Annotated in this window: 14 protein-coding genes; 9 read left to right on the forward strand and 5 right to left on the reverse strand. The window is 37.8% G+C overall.

Annotation, left to right across the window (positions count from 1 at the left end):
* Nucleotides 1-35: 35 nt before the first annotated feature.
* On the reverse strand, nt 36-1,394 hold the full coding sequence (locus CIL03_RS14295) for an MATE family efflux transporter (RefSeq protein ID WP_094886556.1): 1,359 nt from the start codon (nt 1,392-1,394) through the stop codon (nt 36-38).
* 132 nt (nt 1,395-1,526) lie between these two features.
* Here CIL03_RS14295 and CIL03_RS14300 point away from each other — a divergent pair, with 132 nt between their 5' ends.
* The 4 genes from CIL03_RS14300 (at nt 1,527) to CIL03_RS14315 (ending at nt 6,212) form a co-directional block, all read left to right on the forward strand.
* Entirely contained in the window at nt 1,527-2,597 is a 1,071-nt protein-coding gene (locus CIL03_RS14300) for an undecaprenyldiphospho-muramoylpentapeptide beta-N-acetylglucosaminyltransferase (protein WP_094886557.1), read from the forward strand.
* 457 nt (nt 2,598-3,054) lie between these two features.
* The gene (locus CIL03_RS14305) at nt 3,055-4,053 is read left to right on the forward strand and encodes an ABC transporter substrate-binding protein (RefSeq protein ID WP_094886558.1); all 999 of its coding nucleotides are present in this window, start codon (nt 3,055-3,057) and stop codon (nt 4,051-4,053) included.
* 93 nt (nt 4,054-4,146) lie between these two features.
* Nucleotides 4,147-5,004: an ABC transporter permease gene (locus CIL03_RS14310; RefSeq protein WP_094886559.1), complete on the forward strand. Its 858-nt coding sequence runs from the start codon at nt 4,147-4,149 to the stop codon at nt 5,002-5,004.
* Nucleotides 5,004-6,212 carry a quaternary amine ABC transporter ATP-binding protein gene (locus CIL03_RS14315; protein ID WP_094886560.1) on the forward strand — a complete coding sequence of 403 codons (1,209 nt, stop codon included), beginning with the start codon at nt 5,004-5,006 and terminating at the stop codon, nt 6,210-6,212. The genes CIL03_RS14310 and CIL03_RS14315 overlap by 1 nt, the downstream gene beginning before the upstream one ends.
* 29 nt (nt 6,213-6,241) lie before the next feature.
* Here CIL03_RS14315 and CIL03_RS14320 read toward each other — a convergent pair whose 3' ends face one another.
* The 4 genes from CIL03_RS14320 to CIL03_RS14335 all read right to left on the reverse strand — a co-directional run bounded on the left by CIL03_RS14320 (nt 6,242) and on the right by CIL03_RS14335 (nt 10,662).
* Complete coding sequence (locus CIL03_RS14320; RefSeq protein WP_094886561.1) at nt 6,242-7,384, reverse strand: Ger(x)C family spore germination protein; 1,143 nt, start codon at nt 7,382-7,384, stop codon at nt 6,242-6,244.
* The gene (locus CIL03_RS14325; protein WP_094886562.1) at nt 7,377-8,495 is read right to left on the reverse strand and encodes a GerAB/ArcD/ProY family transporter; all 1,119 of its coding nucleotides are present in this window, start codon (nt 8,493-8,495) and stop codon (nt 7,377-7,379) included. The genes CIL03_RS14320 and CIL03_RS14325 overlap by 8 nt, the downstream gene beginning before the upstream one ends.
* A 9-nt stretch (nt 8,496-8,504) precedes the next feature.
* A complete protein-coding gene (locus tag CIL03_RS14330) occupies nt 8,505-10,010 on the reverse strand; it encodes a spore germination protein (RefSeq protein ID WP_094886563.1) in 1,506 nt (501 codons plus the stop codon).
* Between the two features lie 112 nt (nt 10,011-10,122).
* A complete protein-coding gene (locus CIL03_RS14335) occupies nt 10,123-10,662 on the reverse strand; it encodes a beta-class carbonic anhydrase (RefSeq protein ID WP_133087836.1) in 540 nt (179 codons plus the stop codon).
* 341 nt (nt 10,663-11,003) lie between these two features.
* Between CIL03_RS14335 and CIL03_RS14340 the strand changes: the two genes are divergently transcribed.
* From CIL03_RS14340 to CIL03_RS14360, 5 genes are all read left to right on the forward strand, one after another.
* Nucleotides 11,004-11,240 carry a hypothetical protein gene (locus CIL03_RS14340; RefSeq protein WP_094886565.1) on the forward strand — a complete coding sequence of 79 codons (237 nt, stop codon included), beginning with the start codon at nt 11,004-11,006 and terminating at the stop codon, nt 11,238-11,240.
* A 400-nt stretch (nt 11,241-11,640) separates the two neighbouring features.
* Complete coding sequence (locus CIL03_RS14345; protein ID WP_094886566.1) at nt 11,641-13,386, forward strand: ABC transporter ATP-binding protein; 1,746 nt, start codon at nt 11,641-11,643, stop codon at nt 13,384-13,386.
* Nucleotides 13,387-13,388: 2 nt separating this feature from the next.
* On the forward strand, nt 13,389-15,419 hold the full coding sequence (locus tag CIL03_RS14350; RefSeq protein WP_094886567.1) for an ABC transporter ATP-binding protein: 2,031 nt from the start codon (nt 13,389-13,391) through the stop codon (nt 15,417-15,419).
* A 31-nt stretch (nt 15,420-15,450) separates the two neighbouring features.
* The gene (locus CIL03_RS14355; protein WP_094886568.1) at nt 15,451-16,263 is read left to right on the forward strand and encodes a S1C family serine protease; all 813 of its coding nucleotides are present in this window, start codon (nt 15,451-15,453) and stop codon (nt 16,261-16,263) included.
* A 73-nt stretch (nt 16,264-16,336) separates the two neighbouring features.
* Nucleotides 16,337-17,050 (forward strand): PRC-barrel domain-containing protein, encoded by a 714-nt coding sequence (locus tag CIL03_RS14360; RefSeq protein ID WP_094886569.1) that lies wholly within the window; start codon nt 16,337-16,339, stop codon nt 17,048-17,050.
* Nucleotides 17,051-17,323 lie beyond the last annotated feature (273 nt).

The following is a 17,323-nucleotide window of genomic DNA, read 5'->3' on the forward strand; positions in this document are numbered from 1 at the left end:
CTCCCGCTTTCTTATTGTATTCAGTGAGGAGCAGACTACTGTATACTCATTCGTGCATATTTTTTCTGCAAGTATAATAAACGCCATAGTAATGCAACAGCTCCACAGCTTAACCCTACAATAATGCCAACCCAGTATCCAAATGGTTCAAGGGCTGTATAGTTTGCTAACAGCCAGCCCGTTGGAAGCCCGATAATCCAATACGATACGAATGCCATAATAAATGTCATATTAACATCTTTGTATCCCCGTAAGGCTCCTTGAATTGGTGCACCAAAGGCATCCGCCAGCTGGAAGAAGATAGCATAATATATAAATTGTTTTGTTAGTTCAATTACCTCTTGGTTTGAGCTATACATTGCAGCAACCCAATCATTGGTTAGATATAAAACTAGTCCTGCAAAAATGGCAATAAAAATGCCGCCACTGATGCCGATATACCCGTAGATTCGAGCTTCATCAAAACGCTTTCCGCCAATTTCATATCCTATTGCGATTGTCAGTGCCATGCCGACACTTAATGGAATCATGTATAATAGTGAAGCGAAATTTATAGCCGCCTGATGTGCAGCGATGGTATACGTACTGTAAACACTCATTAATAGGGTTACTGCTGAGAAAATACTGGTCTCAAAAAACATTGCAAACCCAATAGGAAGACCAATTTTTAACTGTTCCCGCCACACCTTCAAAGAAGGCTTTACCCAGTTTGATAATGTATGAAAAGTGCGAAACGGACTGATTTTATATACAATGCCTAGAGCAATTAAACATACCAGCCAATAGGTAATTGCTGTAGCGATTCCTGATCCGATTCCACCAAATGCTGGTACACCAAATTTACCAAAGATAAAAACATAATTAAAAAAGATATTAAGCGGTAATGAAATCAGAATGATAATCATGGAAATTCTCGTTTGCCCAAGCGCATCAATAAAACATCGTAATGTATTAAAAATAAATAGCGGAATAATTCCGGCACCTAAGGATATAAGATAATACTTTGCAATGTGGCGCACTTCTGATTCCAAATCCATCAGCTGCAGTACAGGATCAAGCACCATAATTCCAGCCAAATAAACAATAACTGCCAGACCAATGGATAAATAAATGCCTTGCTGTACTTTATTGGACACTTCATTCGTTGCTTTGGCTCCAACCAATTGAGCAATTATTGGGGTGATTGCAAGCAATATCCCATTGATCCCGGTGAAAATTGGCACCCAGAGACTGGAGCCGATAGCTACCCCTGCTAAATCTACAGCACTTGCTCTTCCTGACATTACTGTATCAAATATATTCATTAAATACATACTGACTTGTGTAATCAGAATGGGAATTAAAATAGTTGTAAACAATTTCAGCTTCTCTTTTAATGTGGATGTTTCATACATATTACTCTTCCTTTTTTTGTAGTAATCAATTAAACTTTAAGAGGATGTTTTAGAATTTAAGTATCCTTTTAAACAACCGTGATTTCCATTATACCTTGTTATTTTGTATTGCGATAGAAAGGAAGTTCATTTATGAAAAAGAAACGCATTCTGTTCACTGGTGGCGGCACAGCAGGTCATGTGATCGTTAATCTGGCACTTATTCCGGTCTACCAGCGGGATGGATGGGAAATTGATTATATAGGTTCAAAAGATGGTATTGAAAAAAAACTGATCGGGAAATTGGAAGGCGTTACTTATCATCCGATTTCGACGGGGAAATTACGACGTTATATGTCCAAGGAAAACTTTAAGGATCCATTTAAAGTATTAAAAGGAACGATGCAGGCGGCACGAATCATTGGAAAGCGCAAGCCTTCGATTATATTCTCAAAAGGCGGATTTGTGTCTGTACCGGTAATTCTGGCTGCAAACTTAAAAAGGGTACCAGCAGTTATTCATGAATCGGATTATACACCTGGGCTAGCAAACAAGATTGCCATCCCATTTGCGAAGAAGGTGTTGGCAACATTTCCTGAAACAATGGATTTTCTTCCAGAGAAAAAGACGGAATACGTTGGAGCAGTCATTCGCGAAGAGCTTTTTCAGGGAGATAAAAAGAAAGGACTGGCATTTGCGGGTCTAACAAAAGAAAAACCTGTCCTATTGATTATGGGAGGCAGCGGGGGTTCCAGAAAAATTAATGAAACTGTAAGAGAAAGTCTGCCACAGTTATTGGATACCCTCCAAATCATTCACATATGCGGGCAGGGAAATGTTGATTCAGCCATTACAGAAAAAGGCTATGCCCAATTTGAATATATCAATGAGGAACTTAAGGACATATTCGCTGCATCAGATTATGTGCTGTCACGAGCAGGTGCAAATGCAATCTTTGAATTTTTAGCACTGCAAATCCCGATGCTGCTCATCCCTTTATCCAAACAAGCCAGCAGAGGAGATCAGATTATTAACGCCAGATCATTTAAAGAAAAACAATATGCCCAAGTGCTGGAAGAAGAGGATCTGACCAGAGACTCTTTAGTCAAAGAGCTTACCAAACTAAAAGAAAAGGCTCCCATTATAAGAGATAAAATGAAGGAATACAAAAGTGAAAAAGCACGCGATCGCGTAATTGAAATCCTTAAGGAAATACAAAAATAAAAACATCCCCTAATCGTTCCAGAATAATTAGGGGATATTTATTAGTGCTTAAACAGTGGCTTTGTGACAGTGTTATTTTTGAAGTTTTGAGGATTAAATAATGAGGAAATGTTAATAAATCATAAATTATGCAAATTCCGCCAAAATCGGAGTTTTAACGAGAAATCATGATGATATCTTTAATAAGCTATTCTTACAGACGCTTGTTCCTCTATTATCACAATTATTCGAGCTATTTCAGCAATAAGGAGATTTGAGTAAATAAGAACACTTCGGTAAACTAAAAGATGTTGTTAATTTCATCCCCCTGAATTACTACCTGCATATGTGATTACCTGTCCTTACAGCCTATCAAAGGTAAACAGGTTTTTATGTGAATCACTTTTCTATCAATCTTTCTAATTACCAGTAATACTTTTCAGTAAAAAAATCAAAGAAAAAAGAAAGGGGTCTTTTAATGAGAAAATTAATAGGTTTGTTATCTATCGTTATTTTATCGGTAGTACTTTCGGCCTGCGGAGGATCTGAAACAGATGGAGAAATCGAGACAATTGTCTTAGCAGACGCAGGATGGGACAGTATCCGTGTTCATAACAGTATTGCTCAAACAATTATAGAAGAGGGGTACGGATATGATACAGAAGTAACCTCAGGTTCAACTGCAGCGACAGTTCAGGGATTACGTGATGGAGATATTAACGTTTATACGGAAGTTTGGACAGATAACATTAAAGAAGTTTATGAGGAGGCAATTGAAGCAGGGGATATTGAAAAAGTTTCCACAAACTTTGATGATAATAATCAGGGTCTATACGTTCCTACATATGTAATTGAGGGTGATGAGGAACGCGGAATAGAGCCAATGGCTCCAGATTTAAGAACGGTAGAAGATTTGAAGAAATATCCTGATGTTTTTGAAGACCCGGAAGACCCAGGCAGAGGAAGAATCCTCAATGCACCAAGCGGATGGGCTGTGGCTGAAGCGATTGATGCTAAGTTTGAGGCATATGGCCTGGATGAGACAATGAATAATTTCATGCCTGGTTCGGACTCTGCTGCTGTGGCGGATCTTGTGGATGCATATGAAGCTGGAAGAGCATGGGTTGGTTATTACTGGTCACCAACTGCAGTAACTGCACAGTATGACCTGACTTTATTGGAAGAACCTGAGTTTGATGAAGAAACATGGAACGAAACAAAAGCAACAGAGTTTCCTCCAAATGATGTAGTAGTTGCTGTTCATAAAGACATGCCAGACCAGGCTCCGGAAGTAGTGGAATTTCTAAGCAACTATGAAACAAGCAGTGAGCTTACTGAAGAGGCATTAAGCTATATGGACGATAACGATGCATCTCCTGAAGAGGCAGCTGATTGGTGGATGAAAGAGCATGAAGATATCTGGACAAGCTGGCTGCCAGAGGACATAGCGCAAAGTGTAAAGGATGCTTTAGAATAATATAGGAAGCAGCTGGCACTAGGTCAGCTGCTTTTCTGCTTACAAAATAAATATAAAGAGAGGTGAGATGGCTGTATTTCATACAGTCTGCCAATGGGAAAATTTCCTGACATACGAACACAATTAGGTAATTACGTTGATCAATTAGTATCATTTTTAGATTCAACACTGGAAGGGTTTTTTGATTTTATATATTTTGTTTCTTCCCGCACAATCAACGGAATAGATGATTTTTTAGTATGGCTGCCATGGTGGTTGTTTATTTTAATCATTATTGCTTTAGGATGGTATTTTAAATCGATAATAGCTGGAGTGCTTTATGGAGGTTTTATCTTTTTGATAGGAACTTTTGGATTATGGGAAGATATGATGACTACGATAGCAATTATAGTTACTGCGGTTATTATATGTTTGATAATCGGTATCCCATTTGGAATATGGATGGCATTCAGTAAAGGGTTCTCACAAGTAATGAGACCAATACTCGATGCAATGCAAACTATGCCAAGCTTTGTTTATTTAATACCAGCTATATTTTTCTTTGGGTTAGGAAATGTATCGGCAATTTTTGCGACATTAATTTATGCATTGCCGCCTGTCATTCGTTTAACGGAGCTTGCAATCAGGGGTGTGGATAAAGAAGTTATTGAATCCGCACAATCATTTGGTTCGTCAAGATGGCAAATGCTGCGTAAAATTCAATTGCCGCAAGCCTTGCCGACTATAATGGCTGGGGTGAATCAGACTACGATGATGGCACTTGCAATGGTTGTTATTGCTTCAATGGTAGGGGCGTCAGGATTAGGTGAACAGGTTCTTGTTGCCATAAACCGAATTGATATTGCTCTGGGCTTTGAAGCGGGTATTAGTATTGTGTTCCTGGCAATAATTATTGACCGGATCACAAATGGCATTGCAGATAAATTTCAAAAACATAGGGGGATAAACTAATGGAAACTAAAGTAAAGCTGGAACATGTTTCGAAGATTTTCGGGCCGAAGCCTAAGTCGGTTATCCCTATGATTAAAAGAGGCATGTCAAAGGATGAAATATTAAAGCAAACAAATCATACAGTAGGTGTCTATGATGCGTCTCTGGAAATAAAAAAGGGAGAAGTTTTTGTCATAATGGGCTTGTCAGGAAGTGGGAAATCAACGTTGATCCGCTGCTTTAACTTATTAAACAAGCCGACAGATGGTTCCATATTTATTGATGGCAACGATATCGTTTCCTTTAATAGTTCCCAGCTAAAAAAGGTAAGACAGGAAAAAATAGCAATGGTCTTTCAGCATTTTGGACTGTTTAGCCACCGGACAATTCTTGCAAATGTAGAATATGGATTGGAAATTCGAGATGTATCAAAGGAAGAAAGACGCAAAATTGCACTTGAGAATATAGAAATTGTAGGTTTGAAGGGATATGAGGATAAATATCCCGATGAACTTTCGGGTGGCATGCAGCAGCGCGTAGGTTTAGCACGTGCACTTGCAAATGATCCTGATATTTTATTAATGGATGAACCATTTAGTGCCTTGGATCCTTTGATTCGCCGTGAAATGCAGCTGGAGCTTCTGGATATTCAGGAACGTCTGCAAAAAACAATCGTATTTATCACACACGATGTCAATGAAGCATTTAAGCTGGGTGACCGGGTTGCAGTAATGAAGGATGGAAGAGTCGTACAGGTTGGTACACCGGAAGAAATTATTGAAGCACCTGCAAATGATTATATTTCAGACTTTATTAAAGATATTGATCGTTCCAAGGTGTTTCAGGCAGAGCATATCATGATTAAACCAAATGCATTGGTATCAATGAAGGATGGCTTAAAAGTTGCTGTAAAGGAAATGGAGGAAAATGGCATCTCAAGTGTTTTTGCAGTTGACCGCAGCCGCCATTTGAAAGGTATCATTACAATTGATGATGCTATTAAGGGAATAAAAGAGAAACAGTCATTGGAAGATGTTTTGCAACGTGATGTGACTGTTGTAAAAAAAGATGAATTTATCAATGATTTAATTCCTAAAGCACTCGAATCCATGTTTCCGCTTGCCGTTGTTAATGAAGAGGATAAATTAATCGGAATAATACTGCGGGTACATGTATTATCGGGATTGGTCTCAGATGATGTAAACGAGAGTAAGGAATATCATGGATAAAATAAAAAACTGGCTGATAAGCCAGTTTTTTATTTTGTAGTTCCGTAATTCAGCACTTCAACATTAACATTGAAATCAACAGAAATGGTTGGGAAAATTTCACGCCATTCTTTTTTTGTTAAGTCTCCGGCTTTTCTGTGGGTGCGGTAAATGTTGCCAAATCCAAATGGATCCGCGTTGGCCTCCTGAACTTTCTTTAAAAGCGTTTCATATTTGCCTTCTATTTGTTTGGCTATTTCTTTTTCCAGTAAATCGGCAGCTTTTTCATCTTTCATACTTATAAGTTCCGAGAATTCTTCTAAAATTATTCCTAAATTAATAGTAGTTTTGAAATGTTTTTCTTCGAAATCAGTCAGTTTTGTTTGGCTTTTCCCATTTAAACCAATCCGGACATAGAGATTTTCACTATTTGAGGGATGCAACTCTTTTTTAGCTTCATACTCTCTAAATGGTTCCATTGGAAGCTTTAATTCAAGTGGTGCATTGCCAATCGTTTTTTGGAATAGGTTTACCAGCAATCCATCAACCAAAGGAAGTTCTTTTACATATTTATCATCCTGAAATAAAGCAATAGAAGTTTTAACAGGCTCTCCGTTCTTGGATCCTATTACCGGTAGGATCGGATCTATACCAACATCGTTATATATATGGGAAAAATCATTTAATTCGACCCTTGGGAGTGTTTCTTCTTTGTGTTCCCGATCAATTACACCATGCAAATACTGACCGACATTGATGGAAGTTACCTTTTGCCCCTCTGTTAAAATTTCCTTTGCGCTAGAATCGGCTACTGCCAGCAGCATTGTATCAGAAATCCTGGCATCACTTATCATTGCACTAATGTATTCAATAATACCCTGTTCCGCTAATTCCCTGCCAAACAAGTTCAAACGAATTTGCCCGGGAGTTAAATTAAAGCTAGAGCTTTCGTTTGCTTTTTCCCTGGCAGCTTTTATTGTATGGCCAACTCCATACAGGGTTTTCGTAATATTTGTAGCCTGGTCATCAAACTGATATACAATTAATGTTGTTTCAATTTGATTCTCTTGATCAGGATTAATGTCAATCCCTCTTGTATTGATAATCCCCTGATTTTCGATCACCTTTGATTCTGGACAGGCCGTGAGAAACAATAAGGAAACCATTGCTATTATCAGTATCTTTCTATACACCCTTTCCACGCCCCTTCTTTCTGCGCCACCTTTTTTTTAACAGAACAAGTGGCAAAAGCAATAATGGGTAGATATATCCAACCCAAAAGCCGCTGCGAGCCACAATATCCGTGAAACTATAAATTTGAAAATGATTGTCCATAAATGCCGAGGCGATTACAAGCAGGATTGAAACAATGTATAATGTTTTCTTTTGGGGGATTTGATAAAGCCGTTTCATTCCATAGGTGATTCCCCACATTAAGATGACTATATTGGGAACAATGACCATCATCCATCCCGCAACCACGACAAAATCCAATCGTTCAATAAAAGAAAATGTTTGTATTTTAAACAGATTTAATACTGGCCATTCCCTTCGCATCAGCTGATCGGGACTGAAAAAGCCAATGGAGGTAATGACAGTGATAAGTATGATAACAGTTGTCCAGCCAACAGCTAGTATAACAGGCAGCTTTACTTTTTCTTTGTTTTTGATAAATGGATACACGAAAAATAATATCTCGAATCCCAATAATGTGTATACAGTTGCTTTAGCACCTTTAAATAATTCAGTAATGGAAGCTCCCATTACTGGCTGCAGATGTGTCCAGTCAATTTCAAGTGCTGGTTCGATCAGTAAAAATAATATCCAATGGGTAAGAATGAAAAATAGAAAACAGACCCCTACAATTACTCGAAATCCTCCCAGTACGCTGTAAGTAACTAATGACATTAGCAAAAGTGCCAATAAAAATGGACTTACTTCCGGAAAGATAAAAACCCTTACAACATCGATATAGGTAGTTACCACTGAAAATAATACAGCTAAAAAATAAATTATATAAACCGTGCCTAATAATTTGCCAAGCCATTGTCCAAAAACATCAGCCTGAATCCCAAATATATCCGTATTTTCATATTGTTTAAGGATGTACAGCATAATAAACAAAATGAAGACGATAATTAGAAAAGCAATCAGAACGGAAATCCATGAATCCTGCTTTGACTCCATAAAAACAATACTGGGAGCTCCCATTATTCCAACACCTAATTGAAGGGAAGATATAATGAAAAATAAGTAAAATGCCCGGATCTCTGTTTTTGGACCTGCCTTTACATTAATATCCATTGTTCCCACCTACTCATCTATATCTTTTTTCTTTTTGGCTTTAGTTTTATCATAGCGAGAAGTATCCTTTGGCTGGAACGAAAGAAACCGTCTCCATTGGAAATTTGGCGGCAGGCGGAATAATACCTTGTTAAGGTCTTTCATTTGGAATGGATAAATTGGGGTAAGGTAAGGGCGCCCCAGGGAAGTCAATTTCAATAAATGAATTGCCAGGAAGCAAATTCCGAAAATAATACCAACGATGCCTAAAATACCCGCCAGTATAATCATTGGAAATCGAAGCACCCGAATCGTTGTTCCCATCAAATAGCTTGGCGCAGTAAACGATGCCAATGCACTAATTGTAATAAAGATGATTAATATATTACTTGTAATACCAGCCTGAACTGCTGCAGTTCCAACCACCACACCGCCAACAATACCTATCGTTTGGCCAACCTTGGTCGGGAGCCTTGCACCGGCTTCTCTGAGAAGCTCAATCATCAGCTCAAGAAATAAAGCCTCGAAAATCGGTGGAAAAGGCACACCAGCTCTTGACTGTCCAATGGATATAAGTAAATCGGATGGTATTATTTCATAATGATACGTAACAGCTGCTACATACATTGGTGTAAGAAATATCGCAATAAAAACAGACAAAAATCTGAGAATCCGCAAAAATGAACCGGTATTCCAGCGCATATACAGATCCTCTGTTGATTCAAAAAAACTGAGAAAAGTTGAGGGGGCAATAATAGCCGTTGGGCTGTTTTCAACGATGACCCCAACTCTTCCTTGTGTGATAGTGTAGGCAAAGCGATCCGGCAGCTCTGTTAAATAAAATTGCGGAAAAATGCTGGCAGAGGAATCTTCAATATATTGGGCCAGTACGGAACTGTCGTCTATACTATTCACTTCTAAAGTTTTCAATCGTTCCCTCATTGTGTTAACATCTGTTTCATTTGCAACCGATTTTAAATAAATCAATCGGACTTCATGAATTGTTTCTTTTCCAAGCAATATTTTCTCCATAACAAGGTCTGTTGACCGGATACTCCAGCGGATTACATTCAAATTAGTTACAAGCGATTCTGTAAAGGCTATTTGCGGACCTATAACAACAGATTCGGTTTCGGCTTTAGTTAAGGCACGTTTTTCCTTGTTCGGCATCATATATGAAACAACAGAATCTTCACCTTCAATATAGATAAATGCTGTACCTAATAATATTTTTTCAAGAATATCTTCTAGTTTATTTATCGTTGCGTCACCTGAAATAAGTGGTATTTCATTTTGAATAGAAGCATTTGTCCATTCCTTTTGCATCGTTAAAAGAAGATTCAGTAAGAACTCTTCCGCTTTTTCCAAATCTACAAGATAGGAAATATAGAAAACAGCAGCTTTTTTGTTTTCATGTTCATAAACTGAGAAACTCAGATCCGGATTGTTTTCAAATTTGCTTTTTAAAAGCTTTTCGAATTGGTCAATTTTTATAGGGAAGAGGCTGGAAGATTCCTGTTTTCTTCTTTTTCTCATTTATACCTCTCCTTCACCATTTTTTACTATCTGTTAGTATGTGGAGAAGAAGAGAAAATATAAGGAGAAAATGAAAAAACTGCCACAACTTATATTGTGACAGTTCATCCTATTAATTTTCTTTTGAAACAATATCTACTTTTCCTGTTCCTGGATCAATTACAAGACCGTGGACCTTTACTTCTGATGGAAGAAGGGGGTGGTCGCGAATGATATTCACGCTTTGCTGAACTGATTCCTCTACAGTATCAAACCCGTGAAATTCCTCGTGGAAATCAATTCCGGCATGTGTAAGAGTATTTAGCTTTTTTTCTTCAATTCCGCGTTTTTTCATCGTTTCTGTTAAAGCATTCGTATCGACATGTGACATACCGCAATCATGGTGTCCGATAACAACGACTTCTTCAGCCTTTAGGTTATAAACAGCAACCAGGATGCTTTTCATAATGCTGTCAAAGGGTTTCCGAATAATTGCACCTGCGTTTTTTAACATTTTCACATCACCATTTTGAATGTTCAATGCACGTGGCAGCAGTTCTACCAAACGTGATTCCATACATGTGAAAATTACCATTCGTTTATTAGGGATACTATCTGTTTTGTAAGGTTCATATCTTTTTCCATCTACAAATTGTTTGTTGTATTCAAGCATTTCCTCAAAGTGCAATTACCTCAGCTCCTTTTTTGTTTATAAAAAAACTATAGCAGTTTTTCAGTAAATTAGGAAATCTGATGACTTTTTACAATCGATGTAAACTGTCACGTAATCGCCGTTTTTATAGTTGAAAAGTATCGATTCCTGTTGCATGTTGTACTATTTTACGAAATAAAACAGCTATGTAGTGAAATTCACTACTGATAAGATGCAATTATATATTTCTTTTTATTCAATAAAAGTTAAATATGACCAAAGAATCATTTTTTGGAAAATTCATTGTTCTAATTTGGCGAATGGTGTAATATTACAATAACAAATATATAAGGGGTGAGGAAATGGGAGAGTTTGTTCGAAATTGCCGATTGTGTAAGGAACCAATGGAAAGCAGTCCATTTATGATGTGCGCAACATGTTTAAATGAAAGCAATAATGTTCGCAGCTTTATCAGGAAGAACCCACAAGTTTCACTCGAAGAAATTTCCCGATCCACCAATGTACCATATGAGAAAGTTCAGGCCATGGTAAAACTGGGGCTGAGTAGTAAGACTGATTTTGAATCCAATGTACATTGAATGGAATACCCTCTTTTTCTCATGAGAGAATTCCTCACAAATTGAGTAATTCTCTTTTTTGTTTGTTTTTTAAAAAAAGTAGTTGACTTAAAAAATTCTAAATACTATAATTATTGAGAACTAAAAAATGAAAGGAGGTCATTGTAATGCAAAAAAGAATGAATTTATCCCAAAACAAGTTTATATATGCTGTGACCTTCACCGGTAAGAATCCGGATTTATATTAGCCAAATATAAGCTAAATTTTGGAGGTCACATAGGTCTGTGGCCTTTTTGTAATTTATAAGGGTGGGATTTGCATGTTTTACGTGCAGTCCATTCATTGATTGCATACGTCGGCACAGGCGTATGCTTTTTTTGTTTGGTTCGAAAGAAAAGAGAGAGAAGAGCAGGTGATTTTATGTTTCAGGTTTTTAAGAAGTTAGATTGGTTTTTTAAGCATTATTGGAAAAGGTATGTTTTCGCAATCATTTCCTTAATTATTGCAAGTGCCATTGGGTTAATACCACCAAAGCTTGTAGGTTTTACAATTGATAAGATTCAATTTGAAACATTGACAATGCAGCTGCTGATCGCAATTGTACTTGGCTATCTTGTGCTGACATTCGTCCATTACGGGATTTCATTTTTATGGGATTATACACTTTTTGGCGGTGCTGTTATTTTAGAGAGATGGACCAGAAGTCGCTTAATGGATCATTTTTTGCAAATGACTCCAACATTTTTCGGCAAATATCGTACAGGGGATTTAATGGCAAGGAGTACAAATGATTTAAAAGCCATTAGCCTTACTGCAGGTTTTGGAGTATTGACACTTGTAGATTCCAGTATTTTTATGCTGATGATTGTTGCCATGATGGGATTTACAATCAGTTGGAAATTAACACTTGCTGCACTTATTCCATTGCCAATAATGGCTGTCGTGATGAATAAATACGGGGCAGCAATTCATGCACGTTTTACAAAAGCTCAAGAAGCATTTGGAGATATGAACAATGAAGTCCTTGAATCGATACGAGGAGTACGTGTGATTCGTGCATTTGTACAGGAAAAGCAGGATGCGAAACGCTTCAGGAATATGACGGAGGATGTTTATCAAAAGAATATTGAAGTAGCCAAAATCGATGCATTGTTTGAACCAACGATGACAATACTTGTTGGTCTTTCCTACACAATAGGACTTGGGTATGGAGCATTGCTTGTATTTGAAAACAAACTCACATTGGGAGATCTGGTAACATTTAATGTTTATTTAGGGATGTTAATCTGGCCAATGTTTGCGGTGGGCGAACTGATTAATATCCTGCAGCGTGGAAACGCCTCACTGGATCGGGTGAATGAAACCCTAGATTATGAAGCAGATGTTAAAGATACAGCCTATCCAAAAACAGTTGCTGAGGTTGAATCCATTCATTTTGAGGATGTCTCATTTTCCTATCCATCTGCTGATTTAAAACAATTAAGCAATATCTCACTAAATCTGGTGCGGGGACAGACAATTGGAGTAGTTGGAAAAACTGGTGCAGGAAAAACAACATTATTTAAATTATTGCTTAAGCAGTACCCTGGATTAGAAGGGAAAATAACGATTTCTGATGTCGACCTGAGGGAAATCAGCATGGAACAAATGAGATCATGGATTGGTTATGTGCCACAGGATCAGATTATGTTTTCTAAAACGATCCGGGAAAATATTCAATTTGGCAAATCCGATGCATCTGATCAGGAAATTTATCGTGTGATGGATTTGGCATATTTTCTTGAAGATATCAAGCAGCTGCCTGGTGGTCTGGACACACAGGTCGGAGAGAGTGGTGTCACATTATCCGGCGGTCAAAAGCAGCGGGTGGCTTTGGCACGGGCTTTCATTAAGGATCCGGAGATTTTGATCCTGGATGATTCCATGTCTGCAGTTGATGGAAAAACAGAGGCTAAGATTATCGAACACTTGAAAAAAGAAAGGAAGAATAAAACAACATTTATTGCAGCACATCGGCTGTCTGCAGTAACACATGCAGATCATATTATTGTGTTTGAAGATGGAAAAATTATCGAAGAAGGAACACATGAAGCGCTGCTGAAACTGGGTGGCTGGTACAAAGAACAATACAGCCAGCAGCAGCTGGATGATAAGGGAGGTGTCTGATTATGAAGCCATCAACGGAAAAACGTTTATTTAATTATGCGCTGTATTATAAAAAGGGGATATTAATCGGGTTAGGCTGCTTAATAATTGCAGTAGCACTTGAACTGGCTGGGCCGCTGATTGCAAAAACAGTTATTGATGAACATATTCTAGGTGTCGAAGGAAATTGGCAGGAAGTTTTGACAGCAGATGATGAGAATACGGTTTCTTATAAGGACAGTAATTACAAAAGAGAGGACCGGTTAACAAATAATGATCAACCAACAGGAGATCCAGTTACTATTTTTCAAGTCGGTACAGCTTATTACTTTGTAAATGAAGAAGTGCCATTGCAAGGGGAAAGAAGTGCGGAAAATAACCGTATTACGATTTCTACTGCCGAAGAAACATTTATATTTGAAGGTGAAAAGCTGTCATTGGCAGAAATATATCCGTTCTTTAAGCCTGAACAGAAACCCATATTGTTTTTATTGGGGCTGTATATGGTACTTCTGGTTATCGCTGGTTTTTTCCAGTTTTATCAAACATTTTTACTGCAAAAATCGTCCAATCAGATTGTTAAAAAAATGCGTAATGATTTATTTGAGCACACCCAGCGTATCCCAATAAATTACTATGTGGATCAGCCTGCAGGCAAGATTGTTGCACGCATCACGAATGACACCGAGGCAATTCGGGATCTATATGAGCGTGTTTTATCAATTGTTGTAACAAGTGTTATCTATGTGGCGGGAATATTTGTGGCATTATTTATCCTGGATGCCAAACTTGCTGCCATGTGTTTATTGTTAATCCCGTTAATTTTTATCTGGATGAAGGTATATAAGCATTTTGGAACGAAATATAATAAGGTGATTCGTTCAACTATCAGTGAAATTAATGGCAATATTAACGAAGCTATCCAGGGAATGCCGATTATTCAGGCATTCCGGCGGGAAAAGAAAACAAAGGAAGATTTTGAAGAGTTAAATGAGCGTCATTTCATTTTTCAGCGTAAACTGGTGAAATTAAGCTCACTAACATCCTATAATCTTGTTACCGTATTTCGTAACCTTGCCTTTGTTGGCTTTATCTGGTATTTTGGATCATCTTCATTTGGACCTGAAAGTATCATTTCAATTGGGATGCTCTATGCCTTTGTTGATTATTTAACGCGATTATTCGAGCCTGTTACGGATATTGTTAACCAGCTGCCGCTCATTGAACAGGCGCGTGTGGCTGGAAGCCGTGTATTTGAGTTAATTGATCATGATGGTGAAAATATTGTAAATGAAAAAGTAGACAAATACCGGGGGAATATCCTGTTTAATGATGTGTCTTTTGCTTATAACGAAGATGATTATGTTCTAAGGGATATTTCGTTTGCGGTTAAAGCTGGTGAAACAGCAGCATTTGTCGGCCATACAGGATCAGGGAAAAGCTCAATTATGAATCTGTTATTTCGTTTTTATGATCCTCAAAAAGGCCGTATAACCATTGATGGTTTCAGTACACAGGACTGGTCCAGGCAGCAGGTGAGAAGTCATATGGGAATTGTTTTGCAGGATCCATTTCTGTTTTCCGGGACGATCATTTCAAATGTAACAATGAATGATCCGGCTATCTCCAGACAAAAAGCAATTCAGGCGTTAAAAACTGTGGGAGCTGACCGGTTTATTGAAAAAATGCCTAACTCATACGATGAAAAAGTCACAGAAGGTGGAAGTACGTTTTCACTTGGGGAAAGACAATTACTTTCTTTTGCCAGAGCATTGGCATTTGATCCTGCTATCCTTATTTTAGATGAAGCTACGGCTAATATTGATACCGAAACGGAGAGCATTATCCAAAGGGCATTGGATGTGTTAAAAAAAGGCAGAACAACACTTGTAATTGCACACCGTTTATCAACGATACAGCAAGCTGATAAGATATTCGTGCTGGAACATGGTACAATAAAGGAACAAGGAAATCATGATAAACTGATTAAAGAAAAAGGGTTATATTATCAGATGTATCAAATGCAGCAGGGAAGAAAAAAGGCTGCTGTATAAATGCTTCTACACGTTTGACGGGGTGATAGGCATGACTCGGAAAGAAGATAAAAATCATGACATTATCGATGAAGATCTTTATGAAGACTTTGATGATGAAGAAATATATGAATTAGTTCAGGAAGCAAGACAGAAGGCATTAGCCAGAGCGAAAGAAGAGAAAGAACCCAAACCAAAACGTCCATTTCCCAAATGGGCGTTTTGGTTAATTGCGTTTGCACTTGTTTTTAATGCTGCAGCATTATTGCCACAGACATTTTCCATCCCGGCAATCGATTTTTTAATTACCTCAGCAAAGCTATCTGCCCAGGATGATATTCAAGCATATAAAAAAGCAGTAGTAGTTGTTGAAACTGAAGATAGTAAGGGTACAGGTTTTGCGATTTCAGATGATGGCAGAATCATAACGAATCACCATGTCATTGAGGGAAAAGAAAAGGTCACTGTTGCCTTTCCAGATGAGGGATTGTTCTCTGCAGATGTAACGGAAATCTATCCTTCCATCGATCTGGCTGTTCTAGAAACAAATCAAAAAGACATGCCACATTTAACATTAGCTGACCAAACCGAATTTCAGCCTGATGAAACCATCAATTTCATCGGTAATCCACTAAGATTTAACGGCATTGCCAATGAAGGTTCGATTATCGGCTATACACAGCTATCAAGCTGGGAACAGGAAGTTCTTATGATTGAAGCACCCGTATACCGGGGAAACAGCGGCAGTCCTGTGATCAATGATGGTGGTGAGGTGATCGGGGTAATATTTGCAACACTGGATCATGATCAACATGGCAGAGTAGGCTTGTTTGTACCGATCGATTATTATTATGCAAAACAGTAGGTAACTATAGTTGGTTTCATTAAAAATGAATAGGGGTATAAAATATATAAACCGTTTAAAGGAGGCGTTATATATGTTTTACCTAACCTCAGATTTAAAAACCTATAACATACATGCATCAGATGGAGAAATGGGGAAAGTAAAAGATTTATATTTTGATGATAATAAATGGGCAATACGCTATGCTGTAATCGATACCAGAAAATGGCTTCCAGGCAGGCGTGTTTTATTATCACCATCCTCTTTTCTAACGCTGAATGAAGCAGATAAATTTTTGGAAGTCAAATACGATAAAGAAACAATCCGCAACAGTCCGTCCATCCCGGATGAATCTTTTATTACTAAAGATGTGGAAAATTCACTGGTAGGCTATTATGGCTGGACGAAATATTGGACCGGCAATATGCTGTGGGGACCAAATGATTACCCAATGGAAGAGTTCAAAAAACATGAAGATGTACAGCTCAGGGATGCCCCCGTTGATTCAGGATTGAATTATGATCTCCGAAGTGAAGATGAAACATTTGGTTTTAAAGTTCATGCAAATGATGGCAAGATCGGGACAGTAGCAGACATGATCTATGATGATGAAAACTGGAAATTACGCTATATTATTGTACAAAGCAGTGAGAGCATGACGGAGGAACAACTTTATCTTTTCGAGACAGAGGCAATTGAATCTGCTGATTGGTTTGAAAATGACATTTATATAAAAACAACCCTGGAAGAAGTAAAGCTGAAGAAATTATATAAGGAAAAAGGAAGCATGCTGACAGATCTGCAGTAAGTTAACTTTTGAATTACAAATGTCTCTAGCAAAAGCTAGAGGCATATTTTTTGCCTGAAATTGGGCAGGAAAGCTGAGTTGAAATAAATTTCGACATATGCCGGTAACTGTTATTTAAACAAATTGTAATTTAAATGTGATAGCAACAGGTATTACAGTACGTTAAGATTAATCTTATTGGATGATATAGGATCGATCAGTACGAATCGTGCTGAAAACTCTTCCTTTTTTCGACAAAATTGCCAATATGCCAAAGTTCACAATATAAATACC

The organism is Virgibacillus indicus (genome assembly GCF_002266285.1).
GTDB lineage: Bacteria > Bacillota > Bacilli > Bacillales > Amphibacillaceae > Virgibacillus_K > Virgibacillus_K indicus.

What these genes read in the sequence shown, in the direction of transcription:
- CIL03_RS14305 (WP_094886558.1), top strand. Translation starts at nt 3,055, where the DNA reads ATGAGAAAATTAATAGGTTTGTTATCTATCGTTATTTTATCGGTAGTA.
- CIL03_RS14360 (WP_094886569.1), top strand. Translation starts at nt 16,337, where the DNA reads ATGTTTTACCTAACCTCAGATTTAAAAACCTATAACATACATGCATCA.
- CIL03_RS14355 (WP_094886568.1), top strand. Translation starts at nt 15,451, where the DNA reads ATGACTCGGAAAGAAGATAAAAATCATGACATTATCGATGAAGATCTT.
- CIL03_RS14340 (WP_094886565.1), top strand. Translation starts at nt 11,004, where the DNA reads ATGGGAGAGTTTGTTCGAAATTGCCGATTGTGTAAGGAACCAATGGAA.
- CIL03_RS14335 (WP_133087836.1), bottom strand. Translation starts at nt 10,662, where the DNA reads ATGCTTGAATACAACAAACAATTTGTAGATGGAAAAAGATATGAACCT.
- CIL03_RS14315 (WP_094886560.1), top strand. Translation starts at nt 5,004, where the DNA reads ATGGAAACTAAAGTAAAGCTGGAACATGTTTCGAAGATTTTCGGGCCG.
- CIL03_RS14300 (WP_094886557.1), top strand. Translation starts at nt 1,527, where the DNA reads ATGAAAAAGAAACGCATTCTGTTCACTGGTGGCGGCACAGCAGGTCAT.
- CIL03_RS14330 (WP_094886563.1), bottom strand. Translation starts at nt 10,010, where the DNA reads ATGAGAAAAAGAAGAAAACAGGAATCTTCCAGCCTCTTCCCTATAAAA.
- CIL03_RS14350 (WP_094886567.1), top strand. Translation starts at nt 13,389, where the DNA reads ATGAAGCCATCAACGGAAAAACGTTTATTTAATTATGCGCTGTATTAT.
- CIL03_RS14295 (WP_094886556.1), bottom strand. Translation starts at nt 1,394, where the DNA reads ATGTATGAAACATCCACATTAAAAGAGAAGCTGAAATTGTTTACAACT.
- CIL03_RS14310 (WP_094886559.1), top strand. Translation starts at nt 4,147, where the DNA reads ATGGGAAAATTTCCTGACATACGAACACAATTAGGTAATTACGTTGAT.
- CIL03_RS14345 (WP_094886566.1), top strand. Translation starts at nt 11,641, where the DNA reads ATGTTTCAGGTTTTTAAGAAGTTAGATTGGTTTTTTAAGCATTATTGG.
- CIL03_RS14325 (WP_094886562.1), bottom strand. Translation starts at nt 8,495, where the DNA reads ATGGATATTAATGTAAAGGCAGGTCCAAAAACAGAGATCCGGGCATTT.